The sequence below is a fragment of the Parendozoicomonas sp. 2304DJ65-17 genome (genome assembly GCF_058148445.1).
Map to the genome: position 1 here is coordinate 25992 of NZ_JBYVJV010000001.1, position 23625 is coordinate 49616.

General features: G+C 47.4%; 24 protein-coding genes. 10 read left to right on the top strand and 14 right to left on the bottom strand.

What is annotated here, in order from left to right:
- Window positions 1-2: 2 nt before the first annotated feature.
- Together ACY2RR_RS00135 and ACY2RR_RS00140 are read right to left on the bottom strand one after the other, a co-directional pair.
- Window positions 3-737: an ABC transporter permease subunit gene (locus ACY2RR_RS00135; RefSeq protein ID WP_490106096.1), complete on the bottom strand. Its 735-nt coding sequence runs from the start codon at window positions 735-737 to the stop codon at window positions 3-5.
- Complete coding sequence (locus ACY2RR_RS00140; protein ID WP_490106097.1) at window positions 737-1693, bottom strand: ABC transporter ATP-binding protein; 957 nt, start codon at window positions 1691-1693, stop codon at window positions 737-739. The genes ACY2RR_RS00135 and ACY2RR_RS00140 overlap by 1 nt, the downstream gene beginning before the upstream one ends.
- Window positions 1694-2013: 320 nt before the next feature.
- On the opposite strand from ACY2RR_RS00140, the gene ACY2RR_RS00145 reads away from it, so the two are divergent.
- Both ACY2RR_RS00145 and ACY2RR_RS00150 read left to right on the top strand, forming a co-directional pair.
- Complete coding sequence (locus ACY2RR_RS00145) at window positions 2014-4404, top strand: Lon protease family protein (RefSeq protein ID WP_490106098.1); 2391 nt, start codon at window positions 2014-2016, stop codon at window positions 4402-4404.
- Between the two features lie 67 nt (window positions 4405-4471).
- Entirely contained in the window at window positions 4472-4792 is a 321-nt protein-coding gene (locus ACY2RR_RS00150; RefSeq protein ID WP_490106099.1) for a heavy metal-binding domain-containing protein, read from the top strand.
- Between the two features lie 300 nt (window positions 4793-5092).
- On the opposite strand, the gene amrS is transcribed toward ACY2RR_RS00150, so the two are convergent.
- Window positions 5093-6199, bottom strand: coding sequence for an AmmeMemoRadiSam system radical SAM enzyme (amrS, locus tag ACY2RR_RS00155; RefSeq protein WP_490106100.1), 1107 nt, complete (start codon window positions 6197-6199; stop codon window positions 5093-5095).
- A gap of 82 nt (window positions 6200-6281) precedes the next feature.
- Here amrS and amrB point away from each other — a divergent pair, with 82 nt between their 5' ends.
- Both amrB and amrA read left to right on the top strand, forming a co-directional pair.
- On the top strand, window positions 6282-7061 hold the full coding sequence (gene amrB / locus ACY2RR_RS00160) for an AmmeMemoRadiSam system protein B (RefSeq protein WP_490106101.1): 780 nt from the start codon (window positions 6282-6284) through the stop codon (window positions 7059-7061).
- Between the two features lie 33 nt (window positions 7062-7094).
- Complete coding sequence (amrA, locus tag ACY2RR_RS00165) at window positions 7095-7667, top strand: AmmeMemoRadiSam system protein A (protein ID WP_490106102.1); 573 nt, start codon at window positions 7095-7097, stop codon at window positions 7665-7667.
- Window positions 7668-7675: 8 nt separating this feature from the next.
- Here amrA and ACY2RR_RS00170 read toward each other — a convergent pair whose 3' ends face one another.
- The 5 genes from ACY2RR_RS00170 to ACY2RR_RS00190 all read right to left on the bottom strand — a co-directional run bounded on the left by ACY2RR_RS00170 (window position 7676) and on the right by ACY2RR_RS00190 (window position 12465).
- On the bottom strand, window positions 7676-8380 hold the full coding sequence (locus tag ACY2RR_RS00170) for an anti-sigma factor (protein ID WP_490106103.1): 705 nt from the start codon (window positions 8378-8380) through the stop codon (window positions 7676-7678).
- A complete protein-coding gene (locus ACY2RR_RS00175) occupies window positions 8362-8922 on the bottom strand; it encodes a sigma-70 family RNA polymerase sigma factor (protein ID WP_490106104.1) in 561 nt (186 codons plus the stop codon). Before ACY2RR_RS00175 ends, ACY2RR_RS00170 begins: the two co-directional genes overlap by 19 nt.
- An 82-nt stretch (window positions 8923-9004) precedes the next feature.
- Window positions 9005-9328 (bottom strand): Hpt domain-containing protein, encoded by a 324-nt coding sequence (locus ACY2RR_RS00180; protein WP_490106105.1) that lies wholly within the window; start codon window positions 9326-9328, stop codon window positions 9005-9007.
- A gap of 72 nt (window positions 9329-9400) precedes the next feature.
- Window positions 9401-9958: a 1,6-anhydro-N-acetylmuramyl-L-alanine amidase AmpD gene (gene ampD / locus ACY2RR_RS00185; RefSeq protein ID WP_490106106.1), complete on the bottom strand. Its 558-nt coding sequence runs from the start codon at window positions 9956-9958 to the stop codon at window positions 9401-9403.
- A 71-nt stretch (window positions 9959-10029) separates the two neighbouring features.
- On the bottom strand, window positions 10030-12465 hold the full coding sequence (locus ACY2RR_RS00190) for a DUF1631 family protein (protein ID WP_490106107.1): 2436 nt from the start codon (window positions 12463-12465) through the stop codon (window positions 10030-10032).
- A gap of 274 nt (window positions 12466-12739) precedes the next feature.
- Between ACY2RR_RS00190 and ACY2RR_RS00195 the strand changes: the two genes are divergently transcribed.
- A complete protein-coding gene (locus ACY2RR_RS00195) occupies window positions 12740-13117 on the top strand; it encodes an acyl-CoA thioesterase (RefSeq protein WP_490106108.1) in 378 nt (125 codons plus the stop codon).
- Window positions 13118-13119: 2 nt separating this feature from the next.
- Here the strand turns inward: ACY2RR_RS00195 and ACY2RR_RS00200 are convergent, their stop codons facing one another.
- Window positions 13120-13407: a hypothetical protein gene (locus ACY2RR_RS00200; protein ID WP_490106109.1), complete on the bottom strand. Its 288-nt coding sequence runs from the start codon at window positions 13405-13407 to the stop codon at window positions 13120-13122.
- A gap of 96 nt (window positions 13408-13503) precedes the next feature.
- Here ACY2RR_RS00200 and ACY2RR_RS00205 point away from each other — a divergent pair, with 96 nt between their 5' ends.
- From ACY2RR_RS00205 to ACY2RR_RS00220, 4 genes are all read left to right on the top strand, one after another.
- Entirely contained in the window at window positions 13504-15084 is a 1581-nt protein-coding gene (locus tag ACY2RR_RS00205; protein WP_490106110.1) for a peptide ABC transporter substrate-binding protein, read from the top strand.
- 67 nt (window positions 15085-15151) lie between these two features.
- Window positions 15152-15460, top strand: a complete 309-nt coding sequence (locus ACY2RR_RS00210) for a hypothetical protein (protein ID WP_490106111.1) — start codon at window positions 15152-15154, stop codon at window positions 15458-15460.
- 103 nt (window positions 15461-15563) lie between these two features.
- Complete coding sequence (mnmL, locus tag ACY2RR_RS00215) at window positions 15564-16490, top strand: tRNA modification radical SAM protein MnmL/YtqA (protein ID WP_490106112.1); 927 nt, start codon at window positions 15564-15566, stop codon at window positions 16488-16490.
- A 57-nt stretch (window positions 16491-16547) separates the two neighbouring features.
- Window positions 16548-17087 carry a GNAT family N-acetyltransferase gene (locus ACY2RR_RS00220; protein ID WP_490106113.1) on the top strand — a complete coding sequence of 180 codons (540 nt, stop codon included), beginning with the start codon at window positions 16548-16550 and terminating at the stop codon, window positions 17085-17087.
- Window positions 17088-17108: 21 nt separating this feature from the next.
- Here the strand turns inward: ACY2RR_RS00220 and sctV are convergent, their stop codons facing one another.
- The 3 genes from sctV to ACY2RR_RS00235 are packed head-to-tail and all read right to left on the bottom strand — an operon-like array spanning window position 17109 to window position 20026.
- Window positions 17109-19208, bottom strand: coding sequence for a type III secretion system export apparatus subunit SctV (gene sctV / locus ACY2RR_RS00225; protein WP_490106114.1), 2100 nt, complete (start codon window positions 19206-19208; stop codon window positions 17109-17111).
- A 40-nt stretch (window positions 19209-19248) separates the two neighbouring features.
- Window positions 19249-19620: a hypothetical protein gene (locus ACY2RR_RS00230; RefSeq protein WP_490106115.1), complete on the bottom strand. Its 372-nt coding sequence runs from the start codon at window positions 19618-19620 to the stop codon at window positions 19249-19251.
- A gap of 7 nt (window positions 19621-19627) precedes the next feature.
- A complete protein-coding gene (locus ACY2RR_RS00235) occupies window positions 19628-20026 on the bottom strand; it encodes a hypothetical protein (RefSeq protein ID WP_490106116.1) in 399 nt (132 codons plus the stop codon).
- Between the two features lie 137 nt (window positions 20027-20163).
- Between ACY2RR_RS00235 and sctC the strand changes: the two genes are divergently transcribed.
- Window positions 20164-22152: a type III secretion system outer membrane ring subunit SctC gene (sctC, locus tag ACY2RR_RS00240; protein ID WP_490106117.1), complete on the top strand. Its 1989-nt coding sequence runs from the start codon at window positions 20164-20166 to the stop codon at window positions 22150-22152.
- 23 nt (window positions 22153-22175) lie between these two features.
- Here the strand turns inward: sctC and ACY2RR_RS00245 are convergent, their stop codons facing one another.
- Both ACY2RR_RS00245 and ACY2RR_RS00250 read right to left on the bottom strand, forming a co-directional pair.
- On the bottom strand, window positions 22176-22973 hold the full coding sequence (locus tag ACY2RR_RS00245; RefSeq protein ID WP_490106118.1) for an HrpE/YscL family type III secretion apparatus protein: 798 nt from the start codon (window positions 22971-22973) through the stop codon (window positions 22176-22178).
- A complete protein-coding gene (locus ACY2RR_RS00250) occupies window positions 22970-23623 on the bottom strand; it encodes a SctK family type III secretion system sorting platform protein (RefSeq protein ID WP_490106119.1) in 654 nt (217 codons plus the stop codon). Before ACY2RR_RS00250 ends, ACY2RR_RS00245 begins: the two co-directional genes overlap by 4 nt.
- Window positions 23624-23625: the final 2 nt, after the last annotated feature.

The window sequence follows — 23625 nt, forward strand, 5'->3', positions numbered from 1 at the left end:
CCTCAGTCAGCTTTCTTCATATCAATGACAACTGCAGTCGCTACCAGCCAACCACCAATCATGATCAGAAAATAGAGAAGGTCCCGAAGGTCCAGAACACCTCGGCTAACAGCATCAAAATGGGTGAGAAAACTAAGCCCTGCTATGGCATCTACAAGCATGGCCGGAGCCCATTTCTGGAATGCCTCAAGCACCAGAGGAAATCCGGCAACCACAAACAGGAAGCAGACAACGACCGTGAGAATAAATGCGATAACCTGATTATTTGTTGCCGCTGAAAGACAGGAGCCTATGGCAAGAAAGCCACCAGCCATTAACCAGCTTCCAATATAACCGGCAAAAATCACTCCGTTATCCGGGCTGCCCAGATAATTCACAGTCAGCCAGATTGGAAAAGTCAGTGCCAGTGCGATCCCGGTAAATACCCAGGCCGCCAGAAACTTTCCTAATACGGTTGTTTTTAAGGAAACCGGCAGTGTGAGTAATAACTCCAGAGTTCCTGTTTTTCGCTCCTCTGCCCACATGCGCATACTTACGGCAGGAATTAAAAACAGATAGAGCCAGGGGTGAAAGGTGAAAAACGGCACCAGATCAGCCTGCCGCCGTTCATAAAACCCACCGAGGTAAAATGTAAAGACTCCAGTCAGAATCAAAAACATCACGATAAAAACATAAGCCAGAGGTGTGGAGAAATAACTCCCCAGTTCCCGACGAAAAATAACTGCTGTCTGGTTCATCAGGCCACCTCCCTTCTGCTTTCTTCTTTGTTGTTTGATGTGAGCTGGCGGAACACATCATCAAGACGCCCACGTTCCTTAAAGATTTCATCCACAACCCAGCCCTTTTTCTGTGTTAACTCATGAACAAGGGGAAGCAGGTCAACATCAGCTTTTGGTAGTAAGGTGTAACGCCCAGTGTGATCTGGACTGGTTTCAACGGCAGAAACACCTGTCAGGGAGCTGAATGCTTCCAGGACCTCGTTTTCATTGATTTGCTGAAGAGTAAGAGTGACCGCTCGGTGATAACGGGACTGAGTTTCAAGCTCAGAAGGTGTCGCATCAGCAAGAACCCGGCCTTTCGCAATAACCACAGCACGAGTACACACTGCCGTTACTTCTTCAAGAATATGGGTAGAAACAATAACGATTTTATCTTTCGCCAATCCCCGAATCAGTTCACGCACCTGATGCTTCTGGTTTGGATCAAGACCATCTGTAGGTTCATCAAGGATCAGGACCTTAGGATCATGAAGAATAGCCTGAGCAATTCCCACACGCCGCTTGTAACCTTTGGATAACGTATCAATCGCTCTGTTGGATACGGCACCTAAATCCAGCAATCGAACAACGTCCTGAATACGCTGTTCTTTAGCTGGACTTTTAATCCCGCGAATATCTGCAATAAAAGAAAGGAACTGAATAGCAGTCATATCACCGTAAGCGGGCGCGCCTTCAGGTAAATAACCGACAAGCTCTTTGGCTTTAACAGGATCCGACCGAACATTGTGGTCAAACAATGTCACCCGCCCACCGGAAGGCTTAATAAAACCGGTGATCATTTTCATAGTGGTTGATTTACCTGCCCCGTTTGGGCCAAGAAAACCGAGGATTTCCCCCGGGTGCACGTTAAGACTGATACCATCGACGGCCATAAACCCATCGAAGGCCTTTTGCAGATTTTCAATTGTTATCATCTATCGTAGATCCGTTTTTTATTAGCAGAACCCTACAAATCCCATAAAACTTAGCGTTTATTCCTAGGCTCGCAAGTTCATCACGCAGCGGACTCTGTGACAGTGATATGTAAGAATTTGTTCCCCTATTACATAATGAAAATATTTCCGAAGAGATGGTGATAAGCGAAGGCAGGAATTTTCACCAACCTCCCTTATGCTTAAGAAAGGCCAGATTCTGAAATCTTTACAGACATATCCGGCAGAGTTTTCTGTTATCTTTGAGTTACCTTATTTTGGGTATTATTCAGGACGTCACGGACAAGGGATAAAAGACATTAATGTCAACCGCAGTCAATAAAACCAGAGTTCCAGTCACCCAGTTGACTGCCCGCCAGCCAGTGAAAGAACTGGGCTTCAAGAGCACTGATGAGCTGGAACCATTCGCTGGCATTCTTGGGCAGGAGCGAGCGGTCACAGCCCTGCGTTTTGGTGTGTCCATGCAGCGGGCTGGATACAATATTTATGTAATGGGAGATTCCGGAACCGGGCGAACCTCCTACGTACGTCATTATCTGCAAGGTGAAGCCGAGGGAATGGCAGCCCCGGAAGACTGGGCTTATGTAAACAACTTTGATAATGCCCGTGAGCCATTAGTTCTTCGCCTCCCTGTAGGCACAGGAACCGAACTGCAAAAAGACTTCACTCATCTGGTTGATGAGCTGATGGATACTTTCCCTGCCGCTTTTGAAAGCCCGTCTTATCAGCAGAAGAAGAGCCTGATTGAGCGCAAGTTTAATAAAAGCTACGACAAGGCCATCGAAGTCGTAGAGCAGGAAGGTATTCGTCGTAATATCTGCCTGTTCCGGGAACAGGGTTCCCTGACCTTCGCCCCTATGCACGAAGGCAAGCCTATGGATGAAACAGAGTTCGCCCAGCTGCCTGATCGTAAGCGTAACAAATTCAATAAAGATATTGCTGCACTGGAAACTCTTCTCAACGAAGAGCTTTCAGAACTTCCTCAATGGAAGCGTGAATCCAGTGAAGAGCTTCGCCTGCTCAATTATCAGGCTATAGATAAAGCTCTGGAGCCTCTGCTAAAACCTGTGCAGAAAAACTACGGCCGCTTTGCCGGGGTTTCTGAATATCTTGAGGCTATGAAGACCGATCTCCACAAGACGGTTGTTGAACACCTTGCCGATGAGCGCGGCATTGAGTTCAAAGAAGACGCAGGCAAACGCAATCTATTGCGGGATATGTATGTTCCCAACGTTGTTGTTGCTCACAAAGATGGCGACCATGCTCCTGTCATTTTTGAAACCCATCCCAGTTACCGCAACCTGTTTGGCCGTATTGAATACACCACAGAAATGGGCGCGTTGCTAACCAGCTACCGCCAAATCTGCCCAGGCAGTCTGCATCAGGCCAACGGTGGTTATCTGGTTCTGGAGGCTGCCAAGCTTCTGGAGGAGCCTTTTGTCTGGGAAGCTTTGAAACGGGCGATGAAGGAGAAGCAGCTCAAGATTGAATCTCCTGCCAGCGAAATGGGCCTGGTAAACACCATCACTCTAAACCCAGAGATTATCCCTCTGGATGTGAAGATTGTTCTGCTGGGTTCCCGCCAGATTTACTACCTCCTGCAGGAACTGGATGCAGACTTTCACGAAATGTTCCGGGTTCTGGTAGATTTCGATGGTCATCTGGAACGCACTCCGGAAACCACGTCTGCCTTTGCCCGCCTGCTTCACACCAGAGCAAGTGATGAAGGGTACCCAGCTCTCACAGCACAGGCTGTGGCTCGTATGGTCGAGCAAAGCTCAAGAATGGCTGAGCATAAATCTCATCTTTCTGCTCACATTGGTGATCTGTTTGATCTGCTGGCAGAGGCTGACTTTATTCGCCGGGACACTCGCGGCCGTAAGATCACCCACAACCATGTGGATAAGGCCCTGGAAGCCAAAGCTGAACGTACCAACCGGGTCAGCAAAGAAATTCTGAAAGAGATGCTGGAAGGCAGTGTACTGATTGATACCGAAGGCGAAGCTGTCGGAAAGATCAATGGTCTGACAGTTCTCTCTATCGGCGATACCAGCTTTGGTTCTCCAGCCCGTATTACTGCTGCTGTTTATCCAGGCTCACAAGGCATTGTGGATATTGAACGGGAAGTACAACTCGGACAGGCTATTCACTCCAAAGGGGTGATGATTCTTACCGGTTATCTGGGAGCCAAGTACGCCCAGAAGTTCCCTCTGGCCATTTCGGCCAGTCTGGCGATGGAGCAGTCTTACGGTTATATCGACGGTGACAGTGCCTCACTGGCAGAACTGTGCTGTCTGCTTTCTTCCCTGACTAATGTTCCTATCAACCAGTCATGGGCTGTCACTGGTTCCATGAACCAACACGGTGAAGTGCAGGCCATCGGTGGCGTGAATGAAAAGATTGAAGGTTTCTTTGATCTTTGTGAAGCACGGGGTTTAACCGGTAGTCAGGGTGCCATTATCCCGCAGGCCAACGTCCGCAATCTGATGTTAAGCGAGCGGGTGTTGGCAGCCGTTAAAAATGGCGAGTTTGCCGTACATGCGGTTTCCCATGTTGAAGAAGCTTTGGAAATCCTCACCGGCATGAAGCCTGGTGCTCTGAACAGCCGAGGAAAATATCCAAAGAACAGTCTGAACGAGCGAGTTCTGAAGCGTCTTATGGAAATTGCCGAACTCTCCAAAGAAAACAGCTAACCTCAAACCTGCCGACCCGACTCTGCGCCCTGAATATTCAGGGCGCTCATATCTAAAGGACATTCCAATGCTGAAAACGACGACCCCTTCTGTAGAAGGCCGGAGCATTTCCGAGTACAAAGGTGTTGTAGTTGGTGAAGCCATTGTTGGTGCCAATATTTTTCGTGATCTGTTTGCATCCATTCGCGATATCGTTGGTGGTCGCTCCGGCGCTTACGAAAAAGAACTGGCCAAAGCCCGTGAAGCCGCTTTCCAGGAATTGGAAGCCAGCGCACAGGAACTGGGAGCAAATGCCGTTGTAGGCATTGATCTGGATTACGAGGTTGTTGGCGAGAAAGGCAGTATGCTGATGGTAAGTATCAGCGGCACAGCTGTAGTTTTGAGCTAGTTGTTTGAGCTCCGATTTCTGAGAAAACATATCAGACTAAAGTCGTACTTCCTCCCAGAAAAAGAAAACCCCGGTTCGGGGGATCGAACCGGGGTTAAAATTTTTGGCTTCGCCACACACTAACAAAGCCAAAATACCAAACACACACAAGGAGATTGTGAGGGGAAAAGGATCACTTTATCGCCCTCTCATATACTCAGACACTGTGTTCTCTAAAAAGTTCCCAGAAAAATGAAAAAATATTATTTTTTTTCATTTTTCTCTTCGCCTAATACAAAAGTCGTATTTTTTGGCGAAACCTTAAATCATTCTGACTGGTAAACGACGCGGCCCCCATACTCCGGGTTGTACTTCAAACACGCCAGCAAGCTTTTCACCACACCCCGAACAACATCCCTGATTATCCAGCTGCCACTCTCCCAACCTGTACCAGTCTCTTTCAATCAGTCGTTGCCCGCACTTTCTACACCAGGTACTGCCGCCATCACTGTCGTGGACATTTCCTGTGTATACGTAATGCAAACCATTTTTCTTCGCTATGTTTCTGGCTTTTGTCAGCGTACTTGCAGGTGTTAATGGATGGTTCATCATCTTCCAGTCAGGATGGAACGCCGTAAAGTGCAGAGGAACATCAGAACCAAGGTGCTCCTGAATCCATAATGTCATCTCATCGAGTTCACGATCGCTGTCGTTTTCACCGGGAATGAGCAATGTCGTGATTTCAAACCAGACATCGGTTTCATGCTTGAGATACTTCAGGGTTTCAAGAACTGGTACCAGAGAGCCGCCGCAAATCTTTTTGTAGAAGATTTCTGTAAAAGCTTTCAGATCAACATTGGCGGCATCCATATGGCTGAAAAACTCAACCATTGGCTTTTCACAAATATAACCGGCTGTAACGGCAACAGATTTTATATCTCGCTCTTTCGCAGCGATTGCCACATCCCGGGCATACTCCAGAAAAATCACCGGGTCGTTGTAAGTAAAGGCTAAGCTGCGACACCCCATTTCAACCGCACGTTCCGCGAGTTGTTCTGGCATTGCCTGATCCGCCAGAATATCCATTTCCCGGGATTTGCTCATATCCCAGTTCTGGCAGAATTTACAGGCGAGGTTACAACCGGCAGTACCGAAGGAAAGAACTGGCGTGCCGGGCAGGAAGTGATTCAAAGGTTTCTTTTCGATGGGGTCAATACAAAAGCCACTGGAGCGGCCATAGCTGGTCAACACTATGGCATCTTTGTGTCTAGCTCGAACAAAACAGAGCCCCTGCTGCCCTTCTCTAAGTTTACAGGCCCGTGGGCAGGCATCGCATTGAATACGGCCATCATCAAGCTCGTGCCAGTATTCCGTTGGCCAATAATCAGGAGGGCTCTCAATCATTTGAGAAGTACACACGCTGCTCATAATTAACCTCCCGCCAGATCTGCTCTGGTGAGGTGAATCCGTGGTACCTATAATTATACAGCCTGGGAATAGGATTTAGACTATGTCTGTACGCCAGCCCGCTGTAGCCGGTTCTTTTTATCCGGCCAATAAAACATCTTTGAAAGAAACTATTGCCAGCCTGCTGGCTAATGCTTCTGCAAGAGACTTATCCTCCCGCATTCTTATTGTTCCCCATGCCGGATATATCTATTCCGGCGAAATTGCAGCATCAGCGTATAAATTACTTGAACAATATCCTCACCCAATTGAACAGGTGATTTTGCTTGGCCCGTCTCATCGAACACCTTTGCGAGGTTTAGCCTTACCTGATAGCTCTGTATTTCATACGCCATTAGGGGCTATTGAAATTAATACCGAGTTAGCAGAACAGCTTCTGTCATTGAGTCAGGTGCAAGTGCTGGAAGCTGCCCATGAACTTGAACACTCTCTTGAAGTACAGCTGCCATTTCTTCAGATGTGCCTTCAAAACTTTAAACTCTTACCTCTAGTTGTTGGCGAAGCTGATCCAATTGCAGTTTCTGAAGTTCTGGGAACTCTCTGGGGCGGGTCGGAAACACTTATTGTTATCAGTACAGATCTTAGTCATTTCCATAACTATGACGATGCCAAAGTGATTGACCAGAATACGGTGAATGGCATTGAAGCTCTTGATAACACTTTAACTGGAGAACAAGCCTGCGGTTGCCGCCCCCTCAACGGTCTTCTGACTTTGGCTCGAGAGAAAGGTCTGAAAGTAGAGACTCTTGATATAAGGAACTCTGGAGATACTGCTGGCAATCATGGTCGTGTTGTTGGTTACGGTGCTTTTGCTCTTCATTAGATAACCCTCCCAACAATAAAGAGACAAATCGTCGTGTACACAGACAACCAGAAGAAGATTCTTCTCGATCTTGCCAGCCAAAGCATCAGGCTCGGATGTGAAGGAGTAAAAGCTGAAGATGTAAACCCTGATGTTCCAGAAGAAGATTTTCTTCAGGAGGTGCGAGCTTGCTTTGTTAGCCTGCATAAAGGCCATGATCTGCGAGGTTGTATTGGTTCGCTGGAAGCTCATCGCACATTAAAAGACGATGTTATTTCAAATGCGCTATCTGCAGCGTTTAGAGACTGGCGCTTTGCTCCTGTCACCGAACAGGAGATCAACTCCTTAACAGTAGAAGTCTCTGTTTTAAGTCCTGTACAAGCTATGAATGTCCATAGTGAAGCTGACTTGCTACAACAATTGCAGCCTCATATTGATGGATTAATTATTGATGATGGGCTGGGGCACAGAGCAACATTCTTGCCCCAGGTATGGGAACAACTCCTAAAGACTGAGGACTTTCTCAGCCACCTGAAACGCAAGGCAGGGTTAGCAGAAGATGAATGGCCGGAAGGCATGCAGTGTTCTCGTTACCACTGCGAAGCCTTCCAGAAATTGCCGGATTAGATTGGCCGTTAGAAATAGTCTGAAGCCTTGTTTACTGGCGTCCACTTACCTTTGTTCATCACAGGCCCCATTTCGTAACCATTGGGAGCTCCAGAGGGTTTCTCAAGAGTGATGACCAATGGTGAATTCTTTAGAGCCTCTCGCCATTCAGGGTTAATGACTACCTCGTTCACACCCATTTTGGGCAGAATTCCTAGGGAAACCGGCTCGCGTCCAGCAACCATCAGCCAGAGTTCACACACTTTTCCGTCGGGAAGAGAAACCGGTTGTACAGCTTCCACATAAACCTTATCCCGGTTCATGGAAGCATTAACAATCCACTCGGTTTGCTCACCAGGCCCCTGAACCACATACACATAGTCCATTCCATTACCCGGTACGCCACTCTGGAACCAGAGCATCACCGTGAAAACAACTGCCAGAGCCATACTGACACTGGCTCCCTGCCAGAATCGCAGATTGCTCCAGAAGGATTCCGGTTTCGTCGCCTTACTGACTTCTTTCCACACCTTGGCAGGCGGTTGTTGAGGAACAAGATTCTCATTAAGAATATTCAGATGTTCCTGCCAGTTCCGCACATCTTGCTGTGCATCATGGCTGACTGCTAATAATGCTTCAAAACGTGCTTTTTCTGTCTGCGGTAAAAGTCCAAGAACATACTCCGCAGCAGCTTCGTTGCGATCATCAGGATCGCTTAAATTCCACTCAGACATGTCCTTAACCTCGCTAAACCTCTTCTTATCCAGGTTTTCACACTACCCAGCGGAAATTCCAACTGTTCAGACATTTCCTGATGGGTTAATCCTTCAAAATAGGCCAGCTCAATACAAACCCGTTGCTGGTCAGATAAATCAGCCAGACATTTGTGCATATTGGAACTGTCCCGGGACAGTGCCAGCTGCTCCTCGTGCCCGGGAGCTGTGTCAGCAATCTGGTGAATATGATCATCATCGCTGACTTCCTGCACTTTTTTCCGCCTCAGCATATCCAATGCCTGGTTGCGCACAATCGTGTTCATCCAAGTCATAGGCCGCGCCTTGGTAATGTCGTAACTACCTGCGTTTTTCCAAATTTTGATATACGCATTCTGCAAACAATCCTCAGCCTGCTCTCTGTCTTTCAGGATACGCAGGGAAACTGCAAACAGATTCGCAGAAGTTATGGAATACAGTTTTTGCAGAGAACCATGTCGCTCATGGGCACACCCTTCAAGATGCTGCACAAGCTTTTGATCTTGCCCAGTGTCGGAACTCATTCTTGTTATCTAATCGTTGAAAAAGCTGGGGGCAATCATAACACGGGGAAAGAAGTTAAGAAGGTGAAGTAACAATCAGAAACTACAGTTTTTCAATAGCCTGACGCACATCGCGAAACGCACTGGAAATTTTCTCGGCAAGAACAGGAAAGTCTGAGGTTTTATCCTGACGACCATCCTGTTCCAGAGCATCAGCAATCTCAGCCAACTCCGAGGCACCAACGACAAAGCAGGAACCTTTTATACGGTGTGCAAAGCTGGCGACATCTCTGCTGTTGGAAGCAGCCAGGGCATCCTGAAGGTTCTGCATGTCTTCCTGGGTTGTTTCTATGAATTTCTGCAGCATATCCATCATAAGAGTCGGGTCATCGCCAACAACGTCTTTCAATACATCCAGATTCAGCACAACCGTCTCCATGGCTCACAGTCAAGATCAGCAAAACACAGCTTGTCTATGCACTATAGCCAGCAAACGGGATCAGGATATGCCGGAAAGGTAGCCTTTCCAGTCAAATGCAGGGCCGGGGTCAGTTTTACGACCGGGAGCAATATTTGAGTGGCCGGTAATCGTATTGGGCGTCAACTTCGGATACATACCCATCAACAGTTTAGTGACCTGTTGAAGGGTCTTATATTGCACAGCTTCATAAGAAACATTGTCTGCCCCTTCCAGCTCTATACCCACGGAAAAGTCATTACAACCTTCCCTGTCCTGCCATGATGAAACACCGGCATGCCAGGCTCTTTTATCAAAGCTCACAAACTGGGTAATGGAGCCATCACGGGAAATTAGTAGATGAGCTGAAACTTCCAAGTGACAGATCTCAGGGAAGGACTCATGGGCTTGCGGATCCAGGCAGTTGGTAAATAAATCACGGATATAAGGGCCACCAAAATGACCAGCAGGCAGACTGATATTGTGAATCACCAGTAATTCTATTTCTTTACTTTCAGGGCGCTCATTAAAATTGGGGCTGGGACAGTGTTCAACATTCTGACTTTCGCTTTCAACCAGCCAGCCATCAACAATTTTCATAGGCAGAAATAAGTTCGAGTTAACTGAAAATAAGAATATCCCAGAGGTGAGGGTTGATGCACGGGGGAGAGTTAAAAATTTATCTGCCGGTCTTTGAGTTGTTTGAAATTTTCGAATACCGATTGCAAAGCTCTGTCAAAAACAAGGTCATCACCAGAGTCTGCAACCACATGCTTCAAAGCACCGGTTCTTGCGTAGCGTGCCAGCTCTTCTGTGGTTTTTTCGGCAATCCTCAGGCCGTGAGAGTTTTCAAAAATAAGGCTTCCACTGTTAGAAATCTCTGCAACCCGGCAGCGAACCTCTCCACTTTTCCCAACAAACTCGACTTCAGAGCCAACTTTTAAAGCTGATGGGTCAACAATATCAACTTCATCGAAATCATCGAACTCACTGTCATCAGTCGATTCAAGAATCACTTCTTCATCACAATCCAATTCTCCACTAGCTATCTGTTCCAGAATCTTGGTATTTGTATCTTCGATACAGTTTTCCCAACTCTGCAGTCTGCTATTGAAATCAACCTGAACCTTAACTCCTAAAGCTTTCTCCTCCTCACTGAAGCCCAATAAGTTTTCAGGATTACCAGCCTCACCGGAAAGATCAATATCAAAATCTTCAGTTTCTTCCTGTTGAAGTGTCTCTTCGCCGTCTAACGAAATATTATCCAGCTCTGCCATAGCTCGAATGATTTCATGATCACCTGTATCTCTGCTGCTTGGCTTCTGCAGGAGCTGTTTCTGATGGACATCTTTCAGTTTTTTCAGATGCATATCTGCAAGAAACGGATCGTAGGACAAACTCTGGAAGCCGAGTTCAATAGCTTCATAGAGCTTTGGCAGGAGTTTTTCCCTGTGCCTTAGTTCTTCTTCGGTTAAACAAGGTTCAAGGCTGGAAACTATATAATCAACAACCTTTAGAGCCTGCTGCCATACATCACTTTCACGGCCATGTTTTTGATAAAGAATGAACAGATAGTTGCTCCAAACATCGTAGATCAGTGAATCAACACTTTCTGGAAGGACTCTGTCTCCAATAACACTATTGATTGATGCCTGAATTTCCGCGCGCGCCTGATCTGAACAATGTTGGGTATCCTCAGCTTCGAACTGACGCTTATTAAAGCGATCAACCCGATTCTGCTCTTCTTCAAGGAAACACTGGAAGTTATTTAATACCTTCTCAAATAGGGAGGTATCTGAGGTGAACTCCTCTAAAATTGTCATCACAACAGTTTCAACTTCACGACATAAACGTTTGTTCTGCGCTGCTCCCTGCCTTGTTACCCTTACACCAGCACTGGAAAGATCATTCAGTAACTGTCGTGCAGGATGGGAACGCTTGCTTAGAAACTCCGGGTCAAGAAGGGCCAGTTTCAGTACCGGAACCTGCAGTTTCCCAATTAATATTTTGATGTTGTCTGCAATATCGTGATCATCAAGGATGAATTCGAACAACATCGTGACCATATCAATCAGCTCACTGTCATGTTGCTGAAGCGCTTTGCCACCCTGCATTCCGGCCAAAGCTATATTCATTGTTGTTCGTAGTCCGGAATCGGCAGTCACTGGTTCTCCCGACTCGATAGCAGGCTGACTGGATTGAATCACGGAAAGAATATCCACCAGCTCCGGCTGATTGATTACAGAGACAGGCTCAGTAACTTTCGAACTCTCTTTAAGTTCCAATCCCTTAGCCAAAACTGCCTTCTCTGGCATGGCTATAACCTGAGTAGCTTTCTCTTCTTCCACTGGCTCGGGAGGTTCAAAACAACCATTGGCTTTGCGAGCCTCATAAGCCCGGCCTGTTTTCAGATCCTTCTCAAAATCCGGGCACACACCGCCATCTCTTAGCCCGTTGTTCATATGTCGATAAAAATTTTCTGCGGTGGAAAGGTAGGTTTGTTCAAAGAGTTTCAAAACAACCAGACGTATCTTTAGAGGCAGTGCCAAAGGTTCTGCCGCAGCCAAAAAACACCGGGCCGCAGGAACAGGGCCAACAGGGCAGCAGGAGGGAGGAATTTCAGCCAACGAGTAAAGAGAAGACAACCGTTTATTTAGTGCCTGAAACTGCTTTCCCACATCTCCCTGCTGAACCCGGGAAAGAATACCAGCGATCGCCAGTTTCTCTTCAAGGTCTTCTTCTGCAATTAATGAGAGATCTTCTGTCTCTACTGAAGCCAGCCGTTGAGTGTCTTCCGACTCACCTAAATGGCTCCCAGGTTCAAACCATTCCCCGAGACGAGAAAAGAAACGTTCATAGATTCCCTGCTTTTGCATACGAAGGGAACGCATGCCATCGAACAGCAACGTTTGCTCACCATGAAGAGTCGCATGCCCGGCCATGGAAAACAGAGTGTCATCAGTCTGATCGAAAAGAAGAGGAAGAAGCTTTCGAAAATGATCTTCAGTTTGGCATCGTAAAGGAACGACGCCCTCCGGGATTGAATCGGGAGGGGGATGCTCTCTTAAAGAGTCTAATCGGTAGATATTGGCATCCTGACCAGCCATGTACACCTCTTCCATGGTTTGGCCAAGCTGAACCTGAAAAATGACAGTTCAGCTCAGACTACCTTTTAAGTATACGAGCCAAAGTCAGGTTTCAAGCTTCCATCTTTATAACAGAAAGAAGCATGAGAATTGTGTTTAGATAATTTGGAATTAAAACCAGAAAAACGGCATGAACAAGAGGTGTATTGGTAAAAGAACGCATTGAGTGCAAAAGCAGGGATCAACTAGGCTTCACCTCAATCAATGTTTTTCTATTCCTTTCGGAGCATTTCCCATGAGCACACCTCGCGGAGAGCTGTCCTTGCGGACTCTGGCTATGCCAGCAGATACAAACCCAAACGGTGATATTTTTGGCGGGTGGCTGCTGGGGCAGATGGATATCGCCGGTGGGTTAGCGGCCAAAGACTGCTGTCACGCAAGGGTTGCCACAGTGGCCATTGAGTCTATGTGCTTCCACCATCCGGTAGCTGTTGGTGAAGTTGTCTGCTGCCATACAGATATTATCAAGATAGGCCGCACATCTATGCGCATTCGTATAGAGGTCTGGAGTAAAGGGCTGCCTTACAACGAGGAGCGAATCAAGGTGACTGAAGGCATTTTCACCTACGTAGCCATTGATAACGAAGGCAAGCCAATTCCGGTTAAACGCTGATTTTAGCCTTCGAAATTCTTTTTAATTTCCTGGTTGAACTCTTTGGATCTCTCAGTAATTTGCTGAACCACCTGCTGAGACATCATTTTCCGCAACTCTTGCTCAGGAGTCAGCAGCTCTTCTTTCTCCGCATCCTTTTTGACCTTGCCATCAGCGCTTTTTTCCATGGCATCGTCAAAAGCCTCGGTATCCGCTCCAGCAACTTTCCCCTGAGGGGAGGCTGGAGTACTGCCCGGAGTTCCTCCAACCTGACCACTACCGGGTTGTACCCCTGGATTAATTGAGCTCATAGCTGCCTCCCTGAATCGCTATTTCACATGCCATTTGGCTATATGCCAGATGGCAGGTATTTTCTATAAGACTAGCTATCAATGCAGAGATACCCAATGAGACTGTTCCTGAGTCTAATTTTGAGCCTGTTTGCCCTGTGTTCCACCGGAGCCTTATGGGCTTCCAACGCATCACATCTGAACAGGGCAAACTCCTCCGAGCCTGAATCTCTCGACCCTCAGTTAATCCACACGTTGCCAGGTATGCGTGTTGCCGGGGATTTATTTGATGGTCTGGTACACAGGAACCCGGAAGGAAATATTGTTCCCGCACAGGCAGAGAGCTGGTCTACATCTCAGGATGGCCTGACCTGGACTTTCAAATTGCGTAACAGCCAATGGAGCAATGGCCGCCCGGTTGTTGCCGGAGATTTTGTTCGAGCCTGGCAGAGAGCTGTGGCTCCTGAAACAGGCGCTTCCTACGCCTGGTACCTGGAAATGATGGAAATCATCAATGCCAGAGCCATCGTTAACGGCCAAAAAGCTGCTACCGAACTCGGAGTCTCTGCACCAGACAATCACACATTGCAGGTTCAGCTGGAAAAACCTGTTCCCTGGCTACTGCAAATGCTGGTCATGCCCATCCTCTACCCGATTCCTGAAAGTGTTCTTGAAGAATATGGAGCTAATTGGACCGCCCCCAAAAACCTGGTCAGCAATGGTCCCTACCAACTGAAAGCTTGGGTAGTAAATGAAAAAATGGAACTGGTCGCTAACCCAAAACATCCCGACTACGAACGCCTTGAAATACGCACTGTTTCTTATTATCCCCTGACATCAGCGACAGCCGCACTGAATCGCTACCGATCCGGCGATCTGGATATGACCCTGAATATTCCAGAGAACTTCTACGAAAAACTAAAAATAACTCACTCGGATGAGCTGCATATTACCCATATGCTGGGGACGGAATATTACGCATTTAATACCCGCCGACAGCCGTTTAATGATGCACGGGTACGAAAAGCTCTTTCCCTCGCTCTTGAACGTGACTTGATTACCGACAAAGTCCTGGGAGAGGGACAGGTGCCTGCTTATAACTTTACTCCCGGTTATATGAGCGATATGCCCGCCTACAAACCAGCGGCTGAAACAATGACTCGGGAACAGCGCCTGGCAGAAGCCAAGAAGCTCTACAAAGAAGCAGGGTTCGGCCCAGATAACCCGCTGAAATTAAGCCTTCTCTACAACACCAGCGACTCCCGAAAAAAAATCGCCGTTGCTGCTGCCAGTATGTGGAAAAACAACCTTGGTGCCGAGGTCACTCTGGAAAATATGGAATGGAAATCTGTTCTTGCCCGTATTCGCCAGCAAGACTTTGATGTCGCCAGAGCATCCTGGGTGGCCGACTTCAATGATCCAGCCAGCATGCTTTCTATTTTCGCCAGCAACAGCAGCAGTAATAAGCCGAAATACCAGAACCCGGTTTATGACGTACTGCTGAGCAAAATGAATATTCCCAGCACAAACCGCCAGAAATTATTTATCGAAATGGAGAAGGTCCTGGCCGAGGATGCCCCTGTAGCGCCGCTTTACTACTACGTGTCTCCATCTCTTGTGAGCCCGAAAGTACAAGGCTGGTACGACAACCCCAGAGATTTGGTGATGACTCGCTACCTGTCTGTGAAAGATAAGTGATTCCTTCGTAAAGTGCCCTGCTCCTGTGCCGACAAATCTGGTTATGAGATCACAGAGGCGAATGGCCATGAGCAGTGAGCACTTTACTCTGACAATCAGCCAGAGCACTTCAGACAGTGGCGATTTCGCTATTCATTTTAATGAGCAGGGCAAGCGCCGCGAGAAGATGCTCGTACAGCTCCAGTTTGTTGATCGCAACATTTTTGATGACACCTTTATGGATGAAGTTGTTGCCATTGTTGCCCGCAAACTTGCCCGTAAAATCATCGATCAGAAAGGTGTTCCGGCCCTGACTCCCAAAACCCGTCAGGCCTGCGAAAGAGACGCCAAGAAGATTGTTAAAAACATGCTCGAAAAAATGCGTAAGCAGCCTTAAAGGCTGCTTAACCACTCATCCCCTTCCGCACATATCCTCATAGTCGATCAGCAAAATAACGGGTAACGTCCGCGCTCCGGTTTACCTGTGTGAATGCTGCTCTATGGATCTTACTCGCTACGTCAATACTTTTGGTCGTTACCTCCAGAACAAATATGGAGAGAAGATCCATAAACTCTCGGTAAATGCTGCATTCACCTGCCCGAATCGGGATGGAGCCAAAGGCATAGGCGGCTGCACCTTCTGCAACAACCGATCTTTCAGCCCCGGCAGCACTAACAGTGAGCTTTCGGTAAGCGAGCAGCTGGCTGCAGCCCGCGAAAAAGTGACCAAAGTTCGCAAGGCCAAAAAGTTTCTGGCGTACTTTCAGTCGTACTCCAACACTTATGGCGATCTTCAGCAGCTGAAAAAACTCTACGACGCAGCTCTGGCCGAGCCTGATGTCATCGGCTTATGTGTAGGCACCCGTCCGGACTGCGTACCTGATCCGGTACTGGAGCTTTTGGCAGGTTATCAGGAGCAGGGTTACGAAATCTGGCTGGAGCTGGGTCTGCAATCAAGCTTTGATGAATCTCTTGAACACATCAACCGCGGACATACCTTTGCAGATTATGAAGATGCCGTTATTCGCAGTCGTAAGTTCAACCTGAATATCTGCACTCATCTGATTATGGGGCTTCCCGGTGAAAAGCCGGAAGACACTCTGATCAGCTATAGAAAGGTTCTTGACCTTGGCGTGAAGGCCATCAAGGTTCATCCACTACATATTGTTAAAGGCACACAGATGGCCAAGCAGTGGAGCAAGGGAGAGATTCAGGAACTGGCGATGGATGATTATGTTCGGGTTCTGACTGAGATTATCCTCACCGCCCCCGATGACCTTTTATTCCATCGTCTCACGGGCTCTGGTGTGCACCAATATTTGCTGGCTCCAGAGTGGGTGAAGCATAAGTGGGATATCCTCGGAGCCGTTTACAACAACCTTGAAAACCAGTCTCAAAGTAGCACCACCAGCATAGGAAATAACTAACTACTCCCCTATCCCAGCCGATACATATCCTGTAGATAACTGCAGGATTTTCAGGCTATGGAACAGCCGCTGGGTGATGGTTTTTTAATTCGTAACTTTCTTTATGGGGATGCCTCTGGCCTCTCCCGTAATGGCGACAACCCTAATATCGCTATTAACCAGAGAGAGTGCTTTCCCAGCCCCTACACCATAGAAATGGCTCGCAACTGGATTCAGTATGTTCGCGATAACGAAGCTGAGAATCGTTTTGTGATCGCTAATAACAAAGAAGCTATTGGTGAAATTGGCATAGTGATTCAGCCTGATGTTCACCGCTACAGCGCCGAGATCGGTTTCTGGATCGGAGAGGCTTACTGGGGTAATGGTTTAATGACCAAGGCAGTAACCTGGATGGTGGATCACTGCTTCCAAGAAAAAGGCCTCAAGCGTATTTTCGCTGATGTTATGGAATACAATGTTCCTTCACAGAAAGTTCTGCAGAAGTGTGGTTTCCAGCTGGAAGGTGTGTTCCGAAAGAATATTTATAAGAATGATGAGTTCTACGATCAACTTGTTTTTGCCCGCCTGAATGACGACGAGCCACCTAAGGCAAACTAATTCAAATCTTTACTTTCCATATTAATTCAAAGATATACGACCAAGCGGCTGTACAGTAATTTCTTCTGTCAGTTCCTGGTGGGAGAGTACCGCCAGTTCATAAACCTCAGCTTCCAGCAGCTTACGCACATAACGGCGGATATCCATTGCGGTGATCATAACAGGCTTATGATCAAGGTGGCCGATCTTGCCCACTGTTGTTTTCACCTTCTCAACAAAACGAGCAGTGACCGTAGGATCAAGTGCTAGGTAGGCACCTGCAGACGTTTGGCGAATACCACTTCGAATCGTGTCTTCCAGATCCTGGTCCAGCAAATAAACCGGAAGAATATTCTGCCCGTTACTGTATTTGTAGCTGATAAAGCGTTTCAGACTGCCCCGTACATATTCGGTGAGCTGAACCACTTCTTTCTCTTTATGACCCCAGATAACCAGAGACTGAAGTATTGTTCGCAGGTTTCGAATGGAAATATCTTCCGACACCAGTCGTTGGAATATCTCTGCAATCTTGTTAACCGGAATTAATCGCTGAACTTCCTTAATCAATTCACCGAAAGAATCTTCCATCTTTTCCAGCAGGAAGCGGGTTTCCTGAATACCGATAAAGTCTTCCGCATATTTTTTCAGAACAAAGGCCAGGTGGTTGGTAAGTATCTGAGAGTCACTCATATAACTCACACCAGCTTTTTCCAGGGCGTCTTTGTCTTTCTCAAGAACCCAGAGAGTATCCAGATTGGGTATAAACTGATCACCGGATTCATAGGGAATCTTAAGCATATCTAAATGTTCAGACTGCTCACGGGCAAAGACATACCCATCACGGAAGTGGCCGTGTGCCACAGGCACCTCATTCAGCATGACGCTGTAATGATCATCTTCCAAGGAATCATTAAACCTGAGATGGATACCCGGAAATGGAACACCTAAATCCATATAGAGCGCTTTGCGCACTTTTAACAGCTCTTCGTTCAACTCTGTGGTATCAAGCCGCTGTTGCAAAGATGTTGGAACATCAATAATCAGTGGCAGGGTTTGGGTAAATTCTTCCTGTTCATCAAGGCGTTGGTTTTTATCAGGCTTGCCTGATGCCGCAGCCTGCATGGCAGGAATTCCGCCATCATTCCCGCCGGTGGCACCTTCTGCGCCGGCCTTCTTCAGAATATAAACACCTCCCCCTCCAATAAACCCGGCCAGAGCTAGAAACGTTAATGTCGGGAATCCAGGAACGAGTGCAAAACCAAGCAGCAAACCACCGCCAACCATCAAAGCCTTGGGTTTGGCTAGTAACTGTCCACCAATTTCACTACCAAGATCTGTGGCTTCCTCTGTAGAAACCCGGGTTACGATAATACCCGAGGTAATGGATATCAGAAGTGCCGGTATCTGGGAAATCAATCCATCGCCGATGGTCAGAATCGAGTAAAGCTGAAGAGCCTCCCCAGCCGGAAGCCCTTTGTTAAACACACCAATACTCACACCGGCCGCAATGTTAACAAAAATAATAATCAGGCCAGCTATCGCATCACCCTTTACAAACTTCATGGCACCGTCCATGGAACCATAAAGCTGGGATTCTTTCTCTACCAGCCCCCGGCGTTTCTGGGCTTCTTCCATATCGATGGCACCACCACGCATATCTGCGTCGATACTCATCTGCTTACCGGGCATACCATCCAGAGAGAAACGTGCTGCCACTTCTGCCACCCGTTCAGAGCCCTTGGTAATTACCAGGAACTGAACAATGGTAATGATCAAGAAGATTACAACACCCACCGTGAGGTTACCGCCAACCACAAAGTTTCCGAAGGTATAAACGATCTCACCGGCATCTCCTTCCAGCAGAATTAGTCGAGTAGTCGTTATCGACAACGCCAGCCGGAACAATGTTGTAATCAGAAGAACAGATGGAAAGGATGAAAACTCCAACGGCCCTTTCAGATAGATGGCCGTCATCAACAGGATGGTGGAGATACCCATATTAAAGGCGATCAATAGATCCACCAGCACCGTGGGCATCGGCAGAATAATCAGCACGATGATAAATACCAGCATCACCGCAAGCATAAGGTCATTACGCTTACCGATGCCGGTGAGAACTGATTTAATGCTGATTGCGCTCATTGGTCAGTATCGGAGCCTTCTGAGAAGATACTGACCTGTTTTACTGAGGCGTATCTCCGGGTTGCTCATTCGCCTTTTCAAGGCGCGCTTTTTCCAGACGAACTGTGGCCCGCCCCTGAATCCAGGAAATTTCCTGAGTATCCGTACCAGGTGGCATGCACTGCAGGTATCTATCGGCCATGGAAAGGCACTCTTCAGGCTGATCCGCCATCAAAAGTGCGTAACTGAGCATTCGGTAAACTTCAGGGTCTTCAGGGATTAATACCCGCAGTCCCTGAAGTAGTTTAAGGGCATCGGCAAACTGTCTCTGCTGGAGTCGGGTAAAAGCCTGAGTGAGCACCCAGTCTTTACCATTCAGAGTGACACCGGTGGTTTCCGGAGGGGGCTGAGTTGATGAGAGCTCTTCACTCATAGGGTTATCAAGCCGGAATCAGGATATTGCGGGCCATGGTTGCCAGAGCTTCAAGTTCACTATCCTGCTTAAGAAGGTCCAGCATATCGTTCAAGGCATTGCGATCATCTTCCGACAATTTCATATCGCTCAACCTATCTCTCACAAGATTAGTGATACCGCTACGAAGCTCGCGGTTATCCTGAGGTGTATAGGACTGTAACCGGTCACCGCGCACAAACTCCATCAGTTTATTTTTGGAATCATCAACCGAGAGAGCTTTACTGATATGAACCGCATCAGCAGCACTGGTATTAACGGCGGGCCGAATCGCTGACTTGGATGATGGTAAAGCTTGATATTCGTTTCCGGTGGTGTGGCTGACACCGACTAATCCACTGTTTATATCACCAATTGATCCGGCCATTAGAAAACTCGCAGCATGAAGTCCTTTCCTTTATTGAAGCCTGAAAAGCAGTTTCATGCAGAATTCCAAATGGTTGTATAAACTTTGTGTATTGACAACAAATTCTCATAAAGGGCGGTTCTCGCCCGGATGCTGGCATGGACGCACGCTTCTTGTTTTATACAAAGTTTCAGTTGGAAAACCCGCTGTTTTCAGGGTTTACAGGTAAGTCCCTGAGAAAAACAGCCGGTCAGATTTTCGGGTTGGGCATAGCTCTGGCTGTCTGCTCACAGCTACTCCATGCCAATGATACCTCTGTCACTTTCAGTCCCTGGTCCGAAAATAGTTCTTATAAGCAGGGTGACACCCGACAGAAACATATCGTTCAGCCCGGAGAAACCCTTGCCGGGATAGCCGATATGTATGGAATACCGGCTCCACTTCTGGCCCACCATAACGGCATTCCTGATCCAGACAGTTTGTTGGATGGCCAGGTTCTGTACTTACCGGAAGATGGTTATCCCCAGGAACTGATGATCCCTGAGGAAGCGACATCAGCTGGCGAGATGACATCACAAAACCCTGAACCAATAGGTATGATGTCCGCTATGCCAAATGGTCAGAATAATATGGCCATGCCTGATCAGGATTTCGGTGCCCGCCCTTATGCCTATTTTGGCAACAGTGAACCAGCAGCCGATGTTTTGCGTAATTTTGCTGCAAACTACAGCATCCCAGTGATTATCAGTGCTGCGGTTGATGGCGTAGTTAATGGCCGTATTGGCCCACTTTCTCCGGTTGAGTTTCTGAACAAAATTGCCCAGCTCAACGGCCTGATTTGGTATTTCGATGGCAATACACTTTACGTTTACAACAGTAATGAAATCCAAAAGCAGATTCTGAATCTCCAGTTTCTGGGTGCGGAGGAGTTCAGAAAAACCCTGATGGATATTGGCATCTGGGATAGCCGGTTTTACTGGAAGGCCAGACCACAGGAAGGAATCATCTATATTTCCGGTCCTCCCCGTTATATGGAGCTAATAACGGAAACAGCTTTACTGTTGGATGCAAAGTCAGGTCAACGGCAACGCAGCAAGCAAACAGTAAAAGTTTTCCCTCTGCGATATGCCTGGGCTGATGACCGGTCCTTCACTTTCCGGAATCAAACCGTCACTGTTCCTGGTGTGGCAACGATTCTTCGCCAAATCGTCAATGGCGGTGGGTTAAGCAGCGCTCCAGCGGCCACACCTCAACGTTCAGTACCAGGGCTCGCTCCCGCGACACCTGCCGGCCAAGAACCTGTAGCTCCTCAGGCACCAGCACAAACCACAACGCCTGACAGCGTATTTATTAATGCAGACCGCCGTCTGAACTCAGTCATCATCCATGATCTTGAGTCCAAAATGCCGATGTATGAAAGCTTGATCAATACCCTTGATAAGCCTCTCGCCCAGGTGGAAATCAATGTTTCCATCATTGATGTGAATACCAAAAACCTGGAACAGCTGGGAATAAACTGGCGACTCGGTAGAGAGAACGGCGACTATATTCGCTTTAACCCGTTTAAAAACGATGACAACTCGGTTCCAAGCGATACATTCAGCACAATCATCAATCTCACCAGCGGGAAACTGTTTGCCCGTGTGAATATCCTTTCTGATCAAGGCAATGCCAAGATTCTGGCCCGCCCCTCAGTACTCACGCTTGATAACATGGAAGCCGTTCTGGATAACAGCCAGACCTTTTATGTTCGCGTAGCAGGCCAGGAATCTGCAGAACTCTTCCCTGTTACTTATGGCTCTGTGTTAAAGGTGACGCCTCGTATCGTAGATGAAGTGACAGGCCGAAAGCTGCACCTGAGCGTTAATATTCAGGATGGCGGTCAGGCAAGCTCTCAGGAAGCCACAGGCGCTGACAATATTCCTGTTGTGAAGAACAGCTCTATCAGCACTCAAGCAGTCATTGACGAAAATGAGAGCTTACTGGTTGGTGGATATTACTACGAAGAAACTAGGGATGATCAAAATAAAATTCCTATTCTGGGAGATATGCCTGTGGTTGGTGCCGCATTCCGCAATAAAACAGAGTCAAAAACAAAGAACGTTCGCCTGTTCCTGATCACACCTCGTATCGTCAACCTGATGTGATCCAGAAGTTTTTCAACTAGCGATTATGAAAACCAGGTAGCATCTTCATCGGAAGGTTTTTGTTGTGGTGAATTGCTACCCGAATCCTCAACTGAAGGTGCTGCCTGCACTTCCTCTGTTTTAGCAACCTCTTCTTCGGTTGCATTCATGTCAACAGACTTGGTCCATTCACGCTCTTCACTCATCTTGGCTTCATCCATGGAATGAGCGGTAAGCTCAGCAAACCGCCTTCTGAGAGCTTCCAGCTGAATATCAATACTGGCGTCAATCACACCAATCTTGCTCTCCAGAATACAACTGCCGGCTTTTAAGCGAGGGTCGGAAACGGGGTTTAATATGCCAACCCCTTTATAACCTGAGAGAATTTCAGCAATTTTTTCTTTCACATAACTGAAGTGGGCTGGCGGAACTCGGACAGATACCTGCCGCTCATTACGAACATGCTGCAGGCCACTTTTGATTAAACCCACTGTCAGCGCTCGATTATCATAATCATCAATAATCTTCTTCACTGCCGTCATCAGAATATCTGCCAGAGAAGCTTCTACATCGGAGAGGTAGTTAATTGAACGGTCTACCATCTTCAGCATTTGCTCAGACTGTTCAAGGCGACTCTGCATCAGCCCTTCCTGATAGCCTCGTTCCTTTTCCTGCTCAAAAGCGTGCTTGGCTTCTTCAACAATCTGATCAGCTCGCTGACGGGCTTTATCGATCAGCTTTGTTGATTTCTCAATCACGGAATAATCCGCAGCCTTAATCACCTTCTGGCCGGGTTGAAGATTAAAATCCTGCTTGGTGATAGCGATGATATTCAGGCTCATTTGATAAACTCTTTCATCAGTTTCCGTAACATCACACCACCTAAACGCACTACATCCTGCGAATAACTGGCTGCGCCTCCAGCGTAGAAATAGTCCTTGCTGGGCATGGGGAATTTAAACAGCAGACGTTTTTGGAAAGCATCATTCTCCTGGGCGAAAACAGCTCCGAGGAGACGAACACCAGAGCGGAAAATATGCTTTTTCAGTTCCTCTGGTGCATTCCAGTCCATGGTGAAATCAGAACCGAAACTTTCAGGAAGAGCTCCCACAATAAAAGGCCCTTTCTTGATCGCGTACTGATAACTCTCTTTCCCCAGACAGGCTTCAACCGCTGCCCGTTCCTGCCTTTTCACAAAGTTTTTTAAAAGAGGGCCATTCAACGCTAAGCCAGCATGAAAAACGATTGGGGTGAGATGTTTGCGACTGGCTAATGCCAACTGCTTTTCCACACGATTGAAATCAAGATCAGTCTTACTGTGAAGAGCATAAGCTTCCAGAATATGGCGGGAAGCCCAATGAGCACCGACCTCTTCGACTTTTAAAGCATTGATAACCTGAGCATTGGGAAGATTTACCAGCCAGGAATCATCAATATACCCGGCTGGGGAAAAGTTAAACTCAATAACCGGGGCAAGCTGATTGACATCCATAA